The sequence below is a fragment of the Streptomyces sp. SAI-170 genome, from assembly GCF_049739565.1.
Lineage (GTDB): Bacteria > Actinomycetota > Actinomycetes > Streptomycetales > Streptomycetaceae > Streptomyces.
The window spans coordinates 1,738,157-1,753,951 of record NZ_JBMGQD010000001.1 but is presented as its reverse complement, the minus strand read 5'-3'; the positions used below and the strand labels follow the sequence as shown (position 1 = coordinate 1,753,951).

Annotated in this window: 12 protein-coding genes; 10 read left to right on the top strand and 2 right to left on the bottom strand. The window is 72.8% G+C overall.

Annotation, left to right across the window (positions count from 1 at the left end; genetic code table 11):
* Nucleotides 1-126: 126 nt before the first annotated feature.
* Complete coding sequence (locus RKD23_RS08050; protein WP_424853036.1) at nt 127-1,167, bottom strand: Rv2578c family radical SAM protein; 1,041 nt, start codon at nt 1,165-1,167, stop codon at nt 127-129.
* Nucleotides 1,168-1,301: 134 nt separating this feature from the next.
* On the opposite strand from RKD23_RS08050, the gene RKD23_RS08045 reads away from it, so the two are divergent.
* The 10 genes from RKD23_RS08045 to RKD23_RS08000 all read left to right on the top strand — a co-directional run bounded on the left by RKD23_RS08045 (nt 1,302) and on the right by RKD23_RS08000 (nt 15,448).
* Complete coding sequence (locus RKD23_RS08045) at nt 1,302-1,745, top strand: SRPBCC family protein (protein ID WP_424853035.1); 444 nt, start codon at nt 1,302-1,304, stop codon at nt 1,743-1,745.
* A 148-nt stretch (nt 1,746-1,893) separates the two neighbouring features.
* On the top strand, nt 1,894-4,287 hold the full coding sequence (locus RKD23_RS08040) for an MFS transporter (protein WP_424853034.1): 2,394 nt from the start codon (nt 1,894-1,896) through the stop codon (nt 4,285-4,287).
* Between the two features lie 140 nt (nt 4,288-4,427).
* The gene (locus RKD23_RS08035) at nt 4,428-6,884 is read left to right on the top strand and encodes a SpoIIE family protein phosphatase (protein ID WP_424853033.1); all 2,457 of its coding nucleotides are present in this window, start codon (nt 4,428-4,430) and stop codon (nt 6,882-6,884) included.
* A 100-nt stretch (nt 6,885-6,984) separates the two neighbouring features.
* Nucleotides 6,985-7,710 carry a class I SAM-dependent methyltransferase gene (locus RKD23_RS08030; RefSeq protein WP_424853032.1) on the top strand — a complete coding sequence of 242 codons (726 nt, stop codon included), beginning with the start codon at nt 6,985-6,987 and terminating at the stop codon, nt 7,708-7,710.
* Nucleotides 7,711-7,808: 98 nt separating this feature from the next.
* Complete coding sequence (locus RKD23_RS08025) at nt 7,809-8,642, top strand: M55 family metallopeptidase (protein ID WP_424853031.1); 834 nt, start codon at nt 7,809-7,811, stop codon at nt 8,640-8,642.
* Entirely contained in the window at nt 8,635-9,939 is a 1,305-nt protein-coding gene (locus tag RKD23_RS08020; protein ID WP_424853030.1) for a M20/M25/M40 family metallo-hydrolase, read from the top strand. The genes RKD23_RS08025 and RKD23_RS08020 overlap by 8 nt, the downstream gene beginning before the upstream one ends.
* A gap of 18 nt (nt 9,940-9,957) precedes the next feature.
* The gene (locus RKD23_RS08015) at nt 9,958-11,895 is read left to right on the top strand and encodes a prolyl oligopeptidase family serine peptidase (protein ID WP_424853029.1); all 1,938 of its coding nucleotides are present in this window, start codon (nt 9,958-9,960) and stop codon (nt 11,893-11,895) included.
* Complete coding sequence (locus RKD23_RS08010; protein WP_424853028.1) at nt 11,892-12,821, top strand: S66 peptidase family protein; 930 nt, start codon at nt 11,892-11,894, stop codon at nt 12,819-12,821. Before RKD23_RS08015 ends, RKD23_RS08010 begins: the two co-directional genes overlap by 4 nt.
* A 171-nt stretch (nt 12,822-12,992) precedes the next feature.
* Nucleotides 12,993-14,765 carry a CocE/NonD family hydrolase gene (locus RKD23_RS08005; protein ID WP_424853027.1) on the top strand — a complete coding sequence of 591 codons (1,773 nt, stop codon included), beginning with the start codon at nt 12,993-12,995 and terminating at the stop codon, nt 14,763-14,765.
* A 119-nt stretch (nt 14,766-14,884) separates the two neighbouring features.
* On the top strand, nt 14,885-15,448 hold the full coding sequence (locus RKD23_RS08000) for a GNAT family N-acetyltransferase (RefSeq protein ID WP_424853026.1): 564 nt from the start codon (nt 14,885-14,887) through the stop codon (nt 15,446-15,448).
* On the opposite strand, the gene RKD23_RS07995 is transcribed toward RKD23_RS08000, so the two are convergent.
* Nucleotides 15,420-15,767, bottom strand: coding sequence for a DUF6204 family protein (locus RKD23_RS07995; protein WP_424853025.1), 348 nt, complete (start codon nt 15,765-15,767; stop codon nt 15,420-15,422). The genes RKD23_RS08000 and RKD23_RS07995 overlap by 29 nt on opposite strands.
* Nucleotides 15,768-15,795: the final 28 nt, after the last annotated feature.

The following is a 15,795-nucleotide window of genomic DNA, read 5'->3' as shown; positions in this document are numbered from 1 at the left end:
AGGACGGAGGGTGAGCCGGACCGCGAGGGCCGCGGTCCTCGCCGCATCGTCCCGGAAAGTCCGCCTGGAAGAACCTGTTCTGGCCGGGCTTGACCCGATTGGGTCGCTACTTGCGCTCGGATGCGCTCATATCAGGGTGAGTTGGGTGGGGCCGGGCGTCGGCTCGGGGGAGGGGGCGGTCTCGCGGACGCGGCGCGGCATGCCGGGGCGGCTCGGGCCGATGCCGTACTCCTGGGCGAGTTCGTGCACCTGACGGGTGATCCGGCGCTGGTACCACTTGGGCGCGTAGGCGCCGTCGGCGTACAGCCGCTCGTAGCGGCGCACCAGGTGCGGATGGTGCTGCCCCAGCCAGGCCATGAACCACTCCCGGGCGCCGGGCCGCAGATGCAGCACCAGCGGGGTGACCGAGGTGGCCCCGGAGGCGGCGATCGCCCGTACGGTCGCCCGCAGTTGGGCGGGGTGGTCGCCGAGGAAGGGGATCACCGGGGCCATCAGCACCCCGCAGCCGATGCCGTGGTCGGTGAGGGTGCGCACCACGTCCAGGCGGCGCTCCGGTGCGGGAGTGCCCGGCTCGACCGTGCGCCACAGCTCGTGGTCGGTGAAGCCGACCGAGACCGAGATGCCGACGTCGGTGACCTCGGCCGCCCGGGTCAGCAGGTCGAGGTCGCGCAGGATCAGGGTGCCCTTGGTGAGGATCGAGAACGGGTTCGCCCGTTCGCTGAGGGGCTCGATGATGCCCGGCATCAGCCGGTAGCGGCCCTCGGCGCGCTGGTAGCAGTCGACGTTCGTGCCCATCGCCACGTGCTCGCCCTGCCAGCGCGGGGAGGCCAGCTGGCGGCGCAGCAGCTCGGGGGCGTTCACCTTGACCACGATCTGGGTGTCGAAGCCGATGCCGGTGTCCAGGTCCAGATAGCTGTGGGTCTTGCGGGCGAAGCAGTAGACGCACGCGTGCGTGCAGCCCCGGTACGGGTTCACCGTCCACTCGAACGGCATGCGGGAGGCGCCCGGCACCCGGTTCAGGATCGAACGGGCCCGGACCTCGTGGAAGGTGATCCCGCGGAACTCGGGCGTGTCGAACGTGCGAATCGTGACCGCGTCCGCGCCGAACAGCGCGGCATCGGCCGCCCGGCCGTGCTCGCCGGAGTCGGTGAGGTTGTCCCAGCGCATGACGCCTCCTCGGTAGTACTCACCTCACAATAGAACACTTGTTCCCATGATCGTGCGACCTCGATTTGGGCGGCCGGGCGGCGGGGTGGTTGGCTTGCCTCCACCGGCGAGAACTGAACGTCCTGGAGGAAGCAATGGCGCAGGTAGAGGCCACTACGGAGCGGGTCGTCGCGGCGGACGCGGAGACGGTGTTCGACGCCCTCGCCGACTACAGCGGCACCCGCGCGAAGCTCCTGCCCGAGCACTTCAGCGAGTACGAGGTGCGCGAGGGCGGCGACGGCGAGGGCACCCTCGTCCACTGGAAGCTCCAGGCCACCAGCAAGCGGGTGCGCGACTGCCTGCTGGAGGTCACCGAGCCCACCGACGGCGAGCTCGTCGAGAAGGACCGCAACTCCTCCATGGTCACCGTCTGGCGCGTCACCCCCGCCGGCGAGGGCAAGTCCCGCGTGGTCGTCACCACGACCTGGACCGGCGCGAGCGGCATCGGCGGCTTCTTCGAGCGAACCTTCGCCCCCAAGGGCCTCGGCCGCATCTACGACGCCGTGCTCGCGAAGCTCGCCGCCGAGGTCGAGGGTTAAGTCCCCCCGATCCCAAGGGGCTTCGGCCCCTTCACCGGTTCGAGTGGATTCACCTCTCGACCGGATCGGCGCCGTAACTCGTCGCACTTGCTCGGGGTTGTCGCATTACGCGGCAATTGTGTGGCAGGTGTGACGAGGGGAGCGCTGCATGGGCGGGATCACGCTGGAGCGGACGGACACGGTCGAGACCCCGCCCGGCCTCCCCGTCCCCGAACCCGCCCCGGACACCGCCGAACTCAGCCCTCGCCGGGTCCGGTTGGTCTTCGTCGGGCTGATGCTGGCGCTGCTGCTCGCCGCGCTGGAGCAGATGATCGTCGCCACGGCCCTGCCGAAGATCGTCGGTGAACTGCACGGCCTGGACCGGATGTCCTGGGCGATCACCGCCTATCTGCTCACGGCCACCGTCGGACTGCCCGTCTACGGCAAGCTCGGCGACCTCCTCGGCCGCAAGGGCGTCTTCCAGTTCGCCATCGCCGTCTTCGTCGTCGGCTCCGCGCTCGCCGGACGGGCGCAGACCATGGACCAGCTGATCGCCTTCCGCGCGGTGCAGGGCGTCGGCGCGGGCGGGCTCATGATCGGCGTCCAGGCGATCATCGCGGACATCGTGCCGCCCCGGCAGCGCGGCCGGTTCATGGGCCTGATCGGCGCCGCCTTCGGCCTCGCCTCGGTGGCGGGCCCCCTCCTCGGCGGCTACTTCACCGATCACCTCACCTGGCGCTGGTGCTTCTACGTCAACATCCCCTTCGGGCTGCTCACCATGGCCGTCGTCACCGTCGTCCTGAAGCTGCCCAAGCCCAGCGCACGGCCCCGATTCGACGTCCTGGGCACGCTGTTGCTCGCCGCCGCCTCCACCTGCCTGGTGCTGCTGACCAGTTGGGGCGGCACCGAGTACGCCTGGGACTCGCATGTCGTCCTCGGCCTCGGCGCCGGGGCGCTCGCCGCGACGGTCCTCTTCCTCCTCGCCGAGCACGTCGCCGCCGAACCCCTCATCCCGCTACGGCTGTTCCGCGACTCCGTCTTCAACGTCACCGGCCTCGTCGGACTCGTCGTCGGCATCGCCCTGTTCGGCGCCGCGAGCTATCTGCCGACCTTCCTGCAGATGGTCGACGGGGCCAGCGCCACCGAGTCGGGGCTGCTGATGCTGCCGATGATGGGCGGCATCGTGGGCGCCTCCATCGTCTCCGGCCAGCTCATCAGCCACACCGGCCGCTACAAGCTCTGGCCCGTCCTCGGCAGCGCCCTGTCCGTCCTCGGCATGTGGCTGCTGTCCCGGCTCGAGACCGACACGCCCCGGCTGCAGTACAGCATCTGGATGGCCGTCCTCGGCGCCGGAATCGGCATGGTGATGCCGGTCCTGATCCTCGCCGTGCAGAACTCGGTGCGCCCGGCCGACCTGGGGACGGCCACCAGCGCCAACAACTACTTCCGCCAGATCGGCGGCAGTGTCGGGGCCGCGGTCTTCGGCACCCTCTTCGCCGACCGGCTCGCCGACGCCCTGCGCAGGGAACTGCCCACGGGCGGCGGGCTGCCCGACCCGGAGTCCGTCACTCCGCAGCTGGTCCACTCCCTGCCCCCGGAGCTGCGCGACGCCTACATCCGGGCCTACGCCGACGCCATGCCCCGCATCTTCCTGTACCTGGTGCCGGTGCTCGCCCTCGGCCTGCTCATCGCCTTCTTCCTCAAGGAGAGACCACTGGTGTCCCACAACGCCGTCGAATCCGGGCACCCGACCGTGCCCGCCCCCGCCTCCGCTCCCGTCCCGCAGGCCCGGTCGCCCCACGCCGCCGGGGTCCCGGTCTGCGGAACCGTGCAGCACCCCGACGGCACGGCGGTGTCCCGCGCGGCGCTCACCCTCATCGACGTGGCCGGACAGCAGATCGGCCGGGGCGCCAGCGGCGAGGACGGCCGGTACGCGCTGTCGACGCCCGGACCGGGGTCGTACGTCCTGATCGCCGCGGCCGGCGGGCATCAGCCGCAGGCCGTCACGGTGACGGTCGGCGAGCGCCCGGTGGAGCTCGACGTCGTCCTCGGCGGCGCGGGCCGCCTCGCGGGCACGGTCGTCACCGCCGACGGCAGCGTCGTGCGGGACGCCACCGTCACGCTCACCAACGTGCACGGCGAGGTCGTCGCCAGCACCCGCAGCGGCCGCGAGGGCGGGTACGTCATCAGCGAGCTGGTCGCCGGCGAGTACACCCTCGCCGCCAGCGCCCCGGCCTTCCGCCCGGCCGCGCTCCCGGTCACCGTCCAGGCCGCCCGCGAGACCCGCCAGGACATCGAACTCGCGGGCGGGGCCGTGCTGCGCGGCACCGTCCGGGCGAGCGGCGGACGCCCCGTCGAGGACGCGCGCGTCACGCTGCTCGACGCCGCGGGCAACGTCGTGGACACCCTCACCACCGGCCCCGACGGCACCTTCCGCTTCGTCGACCTGTCCTCCGGCGAGTACACCGTGATCGCGTCCGGTTACCCGCCGGTCGCCACCGTCCTCCAGGTGGCGGGCGGCGGCCGTACGGAACGGGATCTCCAGCTCGGGCACGAGGACTGAGGAGGCCCGCGGGGGAGCGGGGGCGTGCGCCGGGCGCGCGGTGGCACCAATTCCCGTATTGCCGCACATCGTGCGGGGCGGCGCCGTACCGTGGTGCGGGGACAGATCTTGTGGAGGCGTGCGGAGAGAGGGCTTGGGCCATGGACCGTGGCACCGACCGGGAAGCACCTCCCAGCCGGCCGGCCGGGCCCGGCATGGAGGCCGGGTCCGTGGAAGCCGGGCCCGCGGCCGGGCGCATCCCGCTGGCCGTGGTGGTCGTCGACCGGGCGGGCCTGGTGTCGCACTGGAGCAGCGGCGCCCGACGGTTGTTCGGCACCCCCAAGGAGACGGCCGTCGGCCGGCCCGTGACCGATCTGCTGCCCGTGTCCGGCGCGCTGGCCTACGAGGACTACGACGGCCCCGGCCCCGACCTGGAACCCGCGCTCGGCGGCGCGCTCTCCTACCCGGCCGCCGGGTGCGCCCGCCTCGATGTGCCGGAGGGCGCCCGGGCGGAGGTCCTGTGGTGGGCCTACCCGCTGGTGGGCCCCGGCCCCGAGCGGCTTCTCGTGCTGGCCGCGGACGCCGCCGGGCTGCGCACCGAGGACACCGAGGACGCTGGCGAGGGCCCCGGCGCCGAGCGCGTCGCGCCCGGCTTCGCCCTGCACACCGACTTCCCCGGCGCCGAGGACCTCGCCCGCAGGCTGCCCGAGATCCTGCCCAGCATGAGCGTCGAGGAGGGCGCCCGGATCGTCGGGCAGATCCTCGAACTGGGCTACCCCGTCCTGGAGTTCAGCCAGAACGACCGGGTGCCCGTCACCCCCGACTGGGGCGTGCCCCGGCGCGCCGAGCGCAAGGCCCGCCGCGAACGCCTGGCACGGGCCGTCGCCGCGGGCGAGCCGCTGCCCGCCGAACTCACCGAGGACGACCGCGAGGACCTCGAGTACACCGCCGTACGCGAACGGCTGGAGTTCCTCAACGAGGTCAGCGGCAGGATCGGCACCTCACTGGACCTGTCCCGGACCATCGTCGAGGTCAGCAGGGCGGTCGTGCCGCGCTTCACCGACGTCGCCGGGACCTATCTGCGCGAACAGGTCGTCGCGGGTGAGGGCTTCCCCGAGGGCGTGCCCGACACCACCACCATGTGGCACCGCGTGGCCGTCGAGCACACCGACGAACCCGGCCGCTGGGACGACGTCGTGCCGGTCGGCGAGGCCATGCCGTTCCCCGCGCACACCCCGTTCTTCCAGTGCATGACCACCGGCGAGCCCGTCCTCGTGCCGCGCATCAGCGAGCAGATGGGCCACGCCATCGCCTCGCAGTTCGAGAAGCGCGACATCCGGCCGCTGATCACCGGCCGGTCCATGCTGGTCGTCCCGCTGAAAGCCCGCAACGTCGTCCTCGGCTTCATGATCCTGCTGCGCCACCCCGAGCGCGCCGAGTTCAACGACATGGACCGGGTCACCGGCGCCGAACTCGCCGCCCGCGCGGGCCTCGTGCTCGACAACGCCCGCATGTACACCTACCAGGAGTCCGTCGCCGAGACGCTCCAGGACAGCATGCTGCCGCACATCCCGCCGCGCAGGGCGGGCTGCGACGTCGCCACCCGCTATCTGCCCGGCACCCTGCTCGGCAGAGTCGGCGGCGACTGGTTCGACTCGGTGAAGCTGCCCGGCGCGCGTACCGCGTTCGTCGTCGGCGACGTCATGGGGCACGGCCTCAACTCGGCGGCGATGATGGGCCAGTTGCGCACGGCCGTGCAGACCATGGCCGCGCTCGACCTGCCGCCGGCGCAGCTGCTGCGCAACCTCGACGACCTCGCCCAGCGCCTCGGCGACAGCTACCTGGCGACCTGCCTGTACGCCGTCTACGACCCGATCGCGAGCGAGCTGCACCTCGCCAACGCCGGGCACATCCCGCCGGTGATCGTCCGCGCCCGGGACGGCCGCAGCGAGCTGCTCGACCTGCCCACCGGCGCGCCCATCGGCGTCGGCGGGGTGCCCTTCGAAGCCGTACGTGTGCGGGTGGAGCCCGGCGACCGGCTGGTGATGTGCACCGACGGGCTGGTGGAGATGCGCGGCGAGGACATCGGGGTCGGGCTGGCCACACTCTGCGAGTCCGCCGCGCACCCGGCCGCGTCCATGGACGACGCCTGCGACACCATCATCCGCGCCCTCAACACCCGCGGCGGCCGCAAGGACGACGTGGCCCTGCTGATGGCCCGCCTCAACGGCATCGAGCCCGACGACGTCGCCGAGTGGCGCCTCCCGCTCGACCCCGCCGAGGTGCCCCGGGCCCGGGCCGTGGTGCGCGAGCAACTGCACGACTGGGGGCTCGCGAGGCTGGCCGACACCGCCGAGCTGCTGGTCAGCGAGCTGGTCACCAACGCCGTACAGCACTCCCGCACCAGGCCCGTCGAACTGCGGCTGGTGCGCGGGGACACGCTGCTGTGCGAGGTGGACGACGACGACCACGAGCTGCCGACCCTGCTGAGCGCCGGACCCGGCGACGACACCGGGCGCGGACTGCGGGTGGTCTCCACCCTCGCCCGGGAGTGGGGCACCAGCCGCACGGGCGCGGGCAAGACGGTGTGGTTCGAGCTGACCCTGCCCCGGCGGTGAAAGCCGGTCGCTTCCGCGCTTGTCGGCGCGACCCGGGCGGGGTAGACCGTACTCGCCCGTCGAACGCGACGGATCGGCGCTGCACCGTGGGGAGTTGGGCATGAGCGTGACGAGTCGGTACCGGCAGGCCTGGGAGGGTTTCTGGCAGGAGGCCTCCGGCGAACCGGGGTCCGTGTTCTGGGACGCCGAACCGCCGCTGACCGCCGCGGTGCACCTCGCCCTGTTCGAGCCGCTGCTGGCCGACCCCGCGCTGCCGCTGATCGACCTCGGCTGCGGCAACGGCACCCAGACCCGCTTCTTCGCCGACCGCTTCCCGCACGTCATCGGCGTCGACCTGGCGGCAGCGGCCCTGGAGCACGCCCGGCTCGCCGACCCGGCCGGACAGGCCGCCTACCGGCAGCTCGACGCCACCGACAAGACCGAGGCCGAGACCCTGCACGCCGAGCTGGGCGACGCCAACGTCTATATGCGGGGCGTGCTGCACCAGTGCGAGCCCGACGACCGCCAGCCCCTGGCCGACGGGCTCGCCGCGCTGATCGGCACGCGCGGCCGCGCCTTCCTCGTCGAGCCGTCCGAGGCCGCGGGGGCCGTCCTGCGGGGCCTCGCCCAGAGCCCCGAGGGCCCGCCCGCCAAGCTCGCCCCGGTGTTCCGGCACGGCATCGCGCCCGGCGAGGTCACCGACGCGGCGGTCACCGACCACCTCACCGCGGCCGGCCTCACCGTCCTCGGGACCGGTGATCTGCCGCTCACCACCACCGAGCACACGGCCGACGGCACCCGCATCAAGATCCCGTCGAAGTGGCTGGTGGTGGGCCGTGCGGCCTGAGGCCGCCGGGACATGAGTGACGCAGGGCGCAGAACCGGTCAGGGCGGGAGAATCCGCGTCCTGGCCCGTTCCCGCTTCTCCGCGTAACGTGACGCACCATGAAGATCCTGATCAGCGCCGACATGGAGGGCGCCACCGGCGTGACCTGGCCCGCCGATGTGCTGCCGGGGACACCGCAGTGGGAGCGGTGCCGGTCGATGTTCACCTCGGACGTCGACGCGGCGGTGCTCGGCTTCTACGACGGCGGCGCCGACGAGGTCCTGATCAACGAGGCGCACTGGAGCATGCGCAACCTGCTGCTGGAGCGGCTCGACGAGCGCGCCCAGATGCTGACCGGCCGGCACAAGGCGCTGTCGATGGTGGAGGGCGTGCAGCACGGCGACGTCGACGGGATCGCGTTCATCGGCTACCACGCGGGCGCCGGCATGGAGGGCGTCCTCGCCCACACCTACCTCGCCAACCAGATCACGGGCGTCTGGCTGAACGACGTACGCGCCAGCGAGGGCCTGCTGAACGCGCATGTCGTCGCCGAGTACGGCGTCCCGGTCGTCCTGGTCACCGGCGACGACCTGGCCTGCGAGGACGCGCTCGGGTACGCGCCCGAGGCGCTGAAGGTCGCCGTGAAGGACCATGTGTCGCGGTACGCGGCGGTCTGCCGTACGCCGGCCAGGACGGCCGCCGACATCCGCGCGGCGGCCAAGGAGGCGGCCGCGCTGGCCGTGCGGCACGAGCCGGTCACCGCCGGGCCGCACACCATCGCCCTCGAGTTCGACGCCGAGCACCTCGCGATGGCCGCGACCGTCGTGCCGGGGGTGGCGCGGATCGGGGAGCGCAAGGTCGCCTACACCAGCGACACCATGTTCGAGGGGATCCGCACCTTCAAGGCGGTCACCACCATCGTCTCGGCCGCAGTGGAGGAGCAGTATGGCTGACGAGCAGGCGCTGGACGAGGTCGTCCGGTTCACCTCCGACCTCATCCGCATCGACACCACCAACCGCGGCGGCGGCGACTGCCAGGAACGGCCCGCCGCCGAGTACGCGGCCGCCGCCCTCGCCGAGGCGGGCATGGAGCCCATCCTGCTGGAGCGCACCAAGGGCCGTACCAATGTGGTGGCCCGCCTTCAGGGCACCGACCCGTCCGCGGACGCGCTGCTCGTGCACGGTCATCTCGACGTCGTGCCGGCCGAGGCCGCCGACTGGAGCGTGCACCCCTTCTCCGGGGAGATCCGCGACGGGGTGGTCTGGGGCCGGGGCGCGGTCGACATGAAGAACATGGACGCGATGATCCTCGCCGTCGTACGGTCCTGGGCCCGCGAGGGCGTACGGCCGCGGCGGGACGTCGTCATCGCCTTCACAGCGGACGAGGAGGCCAGCGCCGAGGACGGCTCGGGCTTCCTCGCCGACCGGCACCCGCATCTGTTCGAGGGCTGCACCGAGGGCGTCAGCGAGTCCGGCGCCTTCACCTTCCACGACGGCTCGGGCCGGCAGATCTACCCCATCGCCGCCGGGGAGCGCGGCACGGGCTGGATGAAGCTGACCGCGCGGGGCCGCGCCGGGCACGGCTCCAAGGTCAACCGGGAGAACGCGGTGACGCGCCTCGCCGCCGCCGTCGCACGGATCGGCGCGCACGAGTGGCCGCTCAGGCTCACCCCGACCGTGCGGGCCGCCCTCACCGAACTCGCCGCGCTCTACGGCATAGAGCCCGACCTCGACGACGTCGACGGGCTGCTGGAGAAGCTGGGCCCGGCGGCCAAGCTGGTCGAGTCGACCGTGCGCAACAGCGCCAACCCGACCATGCTGGAGGCCGGGTACAAGGTCAACGTCATCCCCGGCGAGGCCGCCGCCTACGTCGACGGGCGTTTCCTCGCCGGTCACGAGGACGAATTCCGCGCCACCCTCGACGAGTTGACCGGCCCCGACGTGGACTGGACGTTCCACCACCGGGAGGTCGCCCTCCAGGCGCCCGTCGACGCGCCCACCTTCCTGCGGATGCGGGAGGCCGTCGAGGAGTTCGCTCCCGAGGGGTACACCGTGCCGTACTGCATGTCCGGCGGCACGGACGCCAAGCAGTTCTCGCGCCTGGGCATCACCGGCTACGGCTTCGCGCCGCTGAAGCTGCCGGAGGGCTTCGACTACCAGGCGCTGTTCCACGGGGTCGACGAGCGGGTCCCGGTCGAGGCGCTGCACTTCGGTGTCCGCGTCCTGGACCGCTTCCTGCGGACCGCCTGAGCCGAAGTGGGGGACGACGTGCAGACACTCGCCTACGGATCCTGGCCCTCGCCCATCGACGCGGCCCTCGCCGCCGCCCACGACGGGCACCCCGAGTACGTCGGCTTCGTCGGCGACGAGGCCTGGTGGACCGAGCCGCGCCCCACCGAGGGCGGCCGCCGCACCCTGGTGCGCCGACATGCCGACGGCCGCGAGGAGCCGGTGCTGCCCGCGCCGTGGAACGTGCGCAGCCGGGTCGTCGAGTACGGCGGACAGCCCTGGGCCGGAGCGGAGGTGGACGGGCGCCCGCTGGTGGTGTTCGTGCACTTCGCCGACCAGCGCCTGTACCGGTGGGAGCCCGGCGCCGAGCCGGTCGCGCTCACGCCGGTCTCCGCGGTCGGCGGCGGGCTGCGCTGGGCGGACCCGGTGCTGCTGCCCGAGCGCGGCGAAGTGTGGTGCGTGCTGGAGGAGTTCACCGGTGAGGGGCCGTCGGACGTCCGGCGCGTCCTGGCCGCCGTACCGCTGGACGGGTCGGGCGCCGTACGTGAACTGACTCCCGAGCGGCACCGGTTCGTCACGGGGCCGAAGCTGTCGCCCGACGGGCGGCGGGCCTGCTGGATCGGCTGGGACCACCCGAACATGCCGTGGGACGGCACCGAGCTGCTGCTCGCCGACGTCCGCCCCGACGGCACCCTCGGGGCGCCCGAGGTCGTGGCCGGTGGCCCCGAGGAGTCCGTCTGCCAGGCCGGCTTCGCCGCCGACGGGGCGCTGCTGTACGCCTCCGACCGTACCGGCTGGTGGAACCTCTACCGCGACGGCAAGGCCCTGTGCCCGCGCGAGGAGGAGTTCGGCGGGCCGCTGTGGAAGGTCGGCCAGCGCTGGTTCGCGCCGCTGGAGAGCGGCCTGATCGCCGTCGTGCACGGCCGCGGCGCCACCGCCCTCGGCATCCTCGACCCCGAGACCGGTGAGGTCGTCGACGCGGCCGGGCCGTGGACCGAGTTCGCGCCCACCCTCGCGGTGCACGGCGAACGCGTCGTCGCCGTCGGCGCCAGCCCGCGCACCGCCTACGAGGTCGTCGAGCTGGACACCCGCACCGGACGCGCCCGCGTGATCGGCGCCCCGCACCAGGACGACGTGGACCCGGCTCACTACCCCGAGCCGCAGATCCGCACCTTCACCGGACCGGACGGCCGGGAGATCCACGCCCACGTCTACCCGCCGCACAACCCGCTGTGCACGGCGCCCGACGCCGAGCTGCCCCCGTACGTCGTGTGGGCGCACGGCGGACCCACCGGGCGCTCCCCGCTGGTGCTCGACCTGGAGATCGCCTACTTCACCTCGCGCGGCATCGGCGTCGCCGAGGTCGACTACGGCGGCTCGGCCGGGTACGGGCGCGAGTACCGCAACCGGCTGCGCGAGCAGTGGGGCGTCGTCGACGTCGAGGACTGCGCGGCCGTCGCGCTGGCCCTCGCCGAGGAGGGCACCGCCGACCGGGCCCGGCTCGGTATCCGGGGCGGCAGCGCGGGCGGCTGGACCACGGCCGCCTCCCTCGCCGCGACCGACATCTACGCCTGCGGCACGATCATCTACCCGGTCCTCGACCTGGCGGGCTGGGCGTCGGGGGAGACCCACGACTTCGAGTCGCGCTACCTGGAGACGCTTGTCGGGCCCTACGCCGAGGTGCCCGCCCGGTACGCCGAGCGCTCGCCCGTCGAGCACGCCGAGCGGATCACCGCGCCCTTCCTGCTGCTCCAGGGCCTGGACGACGTGATCTGCCCGCCCGCCCAGAGCGAGCGGCTGCTGGCCCGCATGGAGGGCCGGCGGGTGCCGCACGCGTACATCGCCTTCGAGGGCGAGGGACACGGGTTCCGGCGCGCGGACACCATGGTGCGCGCCCTGGAGGCCGAACTGTCCCTGTACGCCCAGGTGTTCGGGATCGAGCTGCGCGGTGTGCCGCGGTTGGAGCTGGCGAAATGAGAGAACTGCAGCGGCCTTCGCGGCTCGCGCCGGGCGCCCGGGTGGCCGTCGTGGCGCCGAGCGGGCCCGTGCCCGAGGAGCGGCTCCAGGCCGGCCTCGACGTGCTGCGCGGCTGGGACCTCGACCCGGTCGTGGCGCCCCATGTGCTGGACCGGCACCCCGAGTTCCCCTACCTCGCGGGCACGGACGCGGGCCGGGCCGCCGACCTCCAGGCCGCCTGGTGCGACCCGACGGTCGACGCCGTGCTGTGCGCCCGCGGCGGCTACGGTGTGCAGCGCATGGTCGATCTGCTGGACTGGGAGGCCCTGCGGGCGGCCGGGCCGAAGGTGTTCGTCGGCTTCAGCGACGTCACCGCCCTGCACGAGGCGTTCGCCGTCCGACTGGGCCTGGTCACGCTGCACGGGCCCATGGCGGCCGGATTGGACTTCGTCAAGAACGCGCACGCCCAGGAGCACCTGCGGGCCACGCTGTTCGCGCCGGAGACCGTCACCACCATCGCCGCCCCGGGCAGCCGGGCCATGGTGCCGGGCCGGGCCCGCGGTGTGCTGCTCGGCGGCTGTCTGAGCCTGCTCGCCGCAGAGCTGGGCACCCCGCACGCGCGCACCTCCGCCGCGGGAGGGCTGCTGTGCCTGGAGGACGTGGGGGAGGAGACGTACCGGCTCGACCGCTACCTCACCCAACTCCTGCGCGCGGGCGCCCTGGAGGGGTTGAGCGGGGTGCTGCTCGGCTCCTGGGAGAGTTGCGAGCCCTACGAGGAGCGGCTGCGGCCGATGCTCGTCGACCGGCTCGGCCCGCTCGGCGTGCCGGTCGTGGAGGAGTTCGGGTTCGGGCACTGCGAGGGCGCGTCGACGATCCCCTTCGGGGTGGCCGCGGAACTGGACGCGGAGGCGGGGACGCTGACGCTCGACGGGCCCGCCCTGACCTGAGTCTCCGTCAAGGGACACTGTTCCGCCGGTCCATGGAACGCTGAATCTCCGTCAAGAAACCTCCGTCACGGTGATTGACCACCTCTGACACGTGTCACACCATGGCTTACCGGCCGGTACCTACCGGTCGGTAAGTCGGGTTGTCCCCATGTGCCTCAGTGTGGAGGTCTCGTGTCCCGTCGCGTGCCCAGATCCGGTGCCGCCCTCGCCCTCGGTCTCGCACTCACCGCCCCCCTCGCGCTCACCGCCCCGGCCGGCGCGACCGGTCAGTACACCGTCACCGCCCTGAAGTTCACCGTCCAGGCAGGCGGCCGCACCTGCACGATCGACGCCGACCTCTACCGGCCCGCCGGGACGGACGGCACCCACCGCGCACCGGCGGTGCTCACCACCAACGGCTTCGGCGGCAGCAAGGCCGACGGCTCCACCGACGCCACCGCCAAGGCCTTCGCCGAACGCGGCTATGTCTCGCTCGCCTACTCCGGCCTCGGTTTCGGCGGGTCCGGCTGTCTGATCTCCCTCGACGACCCGCGCATCGACGGCACGGCCGCCTCGCGGCTCATCGACTTCCTGGCCGGCGAGCACGCCGCCGACGACGGCACGACGGCCGACTTCGTCAGCCTCGACGCCGCGGGCGACCCGCGCGTCGGCATGATCGGCGGCTCCTACGGCGGCGCGATCCAGCTGGCCACGGCTGCGGTCGACCACCGCGTCGACGCGCTCGTGCCGATGATCACCTGGCACGACCTGGCGTACGCGCTCGACCCGAACAACGCCGTCGGCGCCCCTGACGTCCCCGGCGCCTTCAAATGGCAGTGGTCCAACGGCTTCTACCTCATCGGCGAGGGCCAGCCGCTGCTCCAGCCGAGCCTGGACCCCTCCCGCATCAACTCCCTGACCTGCCTGCACTTCGTCACCCAGGCCTGCGACACCGTGCGCACCCTCAACTCCAGTGCCTACCCGGCCGACCGCACCACCGAGCTGCTCTCCTACGCCCGCAGCGTCTCGCCCGTCTCCTACCTGGACCGCGTGCAGGCGCCCACCCTGCTGATCCAGGGGCAGGCCGACAGCCTGTTCAACCTCAACGAGGCGACGGCCACCTACAAGACGCTCAAGGCCCAGGGCACGCCCGTGAACATGATCTGGCAGTCCTGGGGACACAGCGGCGGTCTCACCGACCCGGCGGAAGGCGAACTCAACATCGGGCAAGGTAACTTGGAGACCAGCTACGTGGGCCGCCGCATCCTCGCCTGGTTCGACCGGCACCTGCGCGACCGGGCGGTCGACACCGGCCCCGCCTTCGCGTACTACCGCGACTGGATCACCGACCCCGCCGACCGGTACGCCACCGCCGACCGACTTCCCGCGCTCGACAGCACGTTCTACCTCTCCGGCGACGGCAAGCTCGTCGACAACCGCGCGAAGGTCGCCCGCGGCAGCCGCTCGTACACCAACTGGCTGATCCCCACGAGCCATTCGGAGAGCTCGCTCGCCGGCGTCGTCGGCCTGCCCGACCCCGCCCCGTACGACACCCCGAGCACCCACCTGGCATGGACCAGCGAGCCGCTGCCGCGCGCCCTCGACGTCGTCGGCGCGCCCCGCGCCACCCTCAAGGTGAACTCGCCCGCCGCCGAACGCGGCCAGGACTCCGGCGACGCCGCCGACAAGCTGGTGCTGTTCGCCAAGGTGTACGACATCGCCCCCGACGGCACCAAGACACTGGTGCGCCGGCTGGTCGCGCCCGTGCGCGTACCCGACGTCACCGAGAGCTTCACGGTCACCCTGCCGGGCATCGTGCACCGCTACGAGGCCGGACACCGGCTGCGGTTCGTGATCGCCGCGAGCGACGACGCGTACTTCGGCAACAAGGGCGTGAAGCCGGTGACGGTGGTCAGCGCGCCGGAGGAGACGGGGGTGCTGCGGCTGCCGGTGGCCGGAGGGTGAGCGGGACCGGGGTGCCGCGGCTGCCGGTGGTCAGTGCGCCGGAGGACACCGGGTGCCGCGGCTGCCGGTGGTCGGTGGCTGAGCGGCCGCGGCGGCCGGCCCCGGCATAAGCTGGACCGATGCCGCACACCGCATCCCGTTTCCTGGCCGAGGGCCCCCGCGTGGGCATACGTCACTTCACCCTGGCCGACGGTGACGAGTTCACCGCGCGGGCGCGGGAGAGCAAGGACCTGCATCATCCCTGGCTCTTCCCGCCCGACACCGCCGAGGCCTACGCCGCCTACGCGGGCCGGCTGATCGAGGACCCGGCCAGGGCCGGATTCCTGGTGTGCGAGAAGGGCGAGGGAGGCGCCGACGGGACTCTCGCCGGGTTCATCAACATCAACAACATCGTGCACGGCGCCTTCCAGTGCGGCGCGCTCGGCTACGGAGCCTTCGCGCACGCCGCCGGGCGCGGCCTGATGCGCGAAGGCCTCGACCTCGTCATCGGCCACGCCTTCGGACCGCTGCGGCTGCACCGCCTGGAGATCAACGTCCAGCCCGGCAACACCGCCTCCATCGCGCTCGCCCGCGCCTGCGGCTTCCGGCTGGAAGGCTTCTCCCCGGACATGCTCTTCATCGACGGGGCCTGGCGGGACCACGAGCGCTGGGCGCTCACCGCCGAGATGCGGACTTCCGGTTGATCTTCATGGTGTCGAGGTCGGTGACGGTCGACCGCAGCGGGCCGAAGCCGTAGCCCAGACCCCTGAGCACCGTCTCGGCCCGGTCCTCGGCGATCGCCGCGGCCATCTCCTCGCCGTCCGCGGCATCCGACACCACCACGAACCGCATCGAGAAGTGCTTCAGCGGCGACGCCTCGTACGACAGCGTGCCCTCCTGCGTGAACCGCATGCTCGCCAGCCCGTGGTCCGCCGCCTCGGCGAGCAGCCGCGCCCGCGCCTCCTCGGTGAGCCCGTCCCAGGTGCCCCGGACGATCACCCGGTAGGTGTGCTGCTCGCTCACTGCTCTCGCTCCTCGTGTGCTGTTCTTC

What these genes read in the sequence shown, in the direction of transcription:
- RKD23_RS08050 (WP_424853036.1), bottom strand. Translation starts at nt 1,167, where the DNA reads ATGCGCTGGGACAACCTCACCGACTCCGGCGAGCACGGCCGGGCGGCC.
- RKD23_RS08045 (WP_424853035.1), top strand. Translation starts at nt 1,302, where the DNA reads ATGGCGCAGGTAGAGGCCACTACGGAGCGGGTCGTCGCGGCGGACGCG.
- RKD23_RS08040 (WP_424853034.1), top strand. Translation starts at nt 1,894, where the DNA reads ATGGGCGGGATCACGCTGGAGCGGACGGACACGGTCGAGACCCCGCCC.
- RKD23_RS08035 (WP_424853033.1), top strand. Translation starts at nt 4,428, where the DNA reads ATGGACCGTGGCACCGACCGGGAAGCACCTCCCAGCCGGCCGGCCGGG.
- RKD23_RS08030 (WP_424853032.1), top strand. Translation starts at nt 6,985, where the DNA reads ATGAGCGTGACGAGTCGGTACCGGCAGGCCTGGGAGGGTTTCTGGCAG.
- RKD23_RS08025 (WP_424853031.1), top strand. Translation starts at nt 7,809, where the DNA reads ATGAAGATCCTGATCAGCGCCGACATGGAGGGCGCCACCGGCGTGACC.
- RKD23_RS08020 (WP_424853030.1), top strand. Translation starts at nt 8,635, where the DNA reads ATGGCTGACGAGCAGGCGCTGGACGAGGTCGTCCGGTTCACCTCCGAC.
- RKD23_RS08010 (WP_424853028.1), top strand. Translation starts at nt 11,892, where the DNA reads ATGAGAGAACTGCAGCGGCCTTCGCGGCTCGCGCCGGGCGCCCGGGTG.
- RKD23_RS08000 (WP_424853026.1), top strand. Translation starts at nt 14,885, where the DNA reads ATGCCGCACACCGCATCCCGTTTCCTGGCCGAGGGCCCCCGCGTGGGC.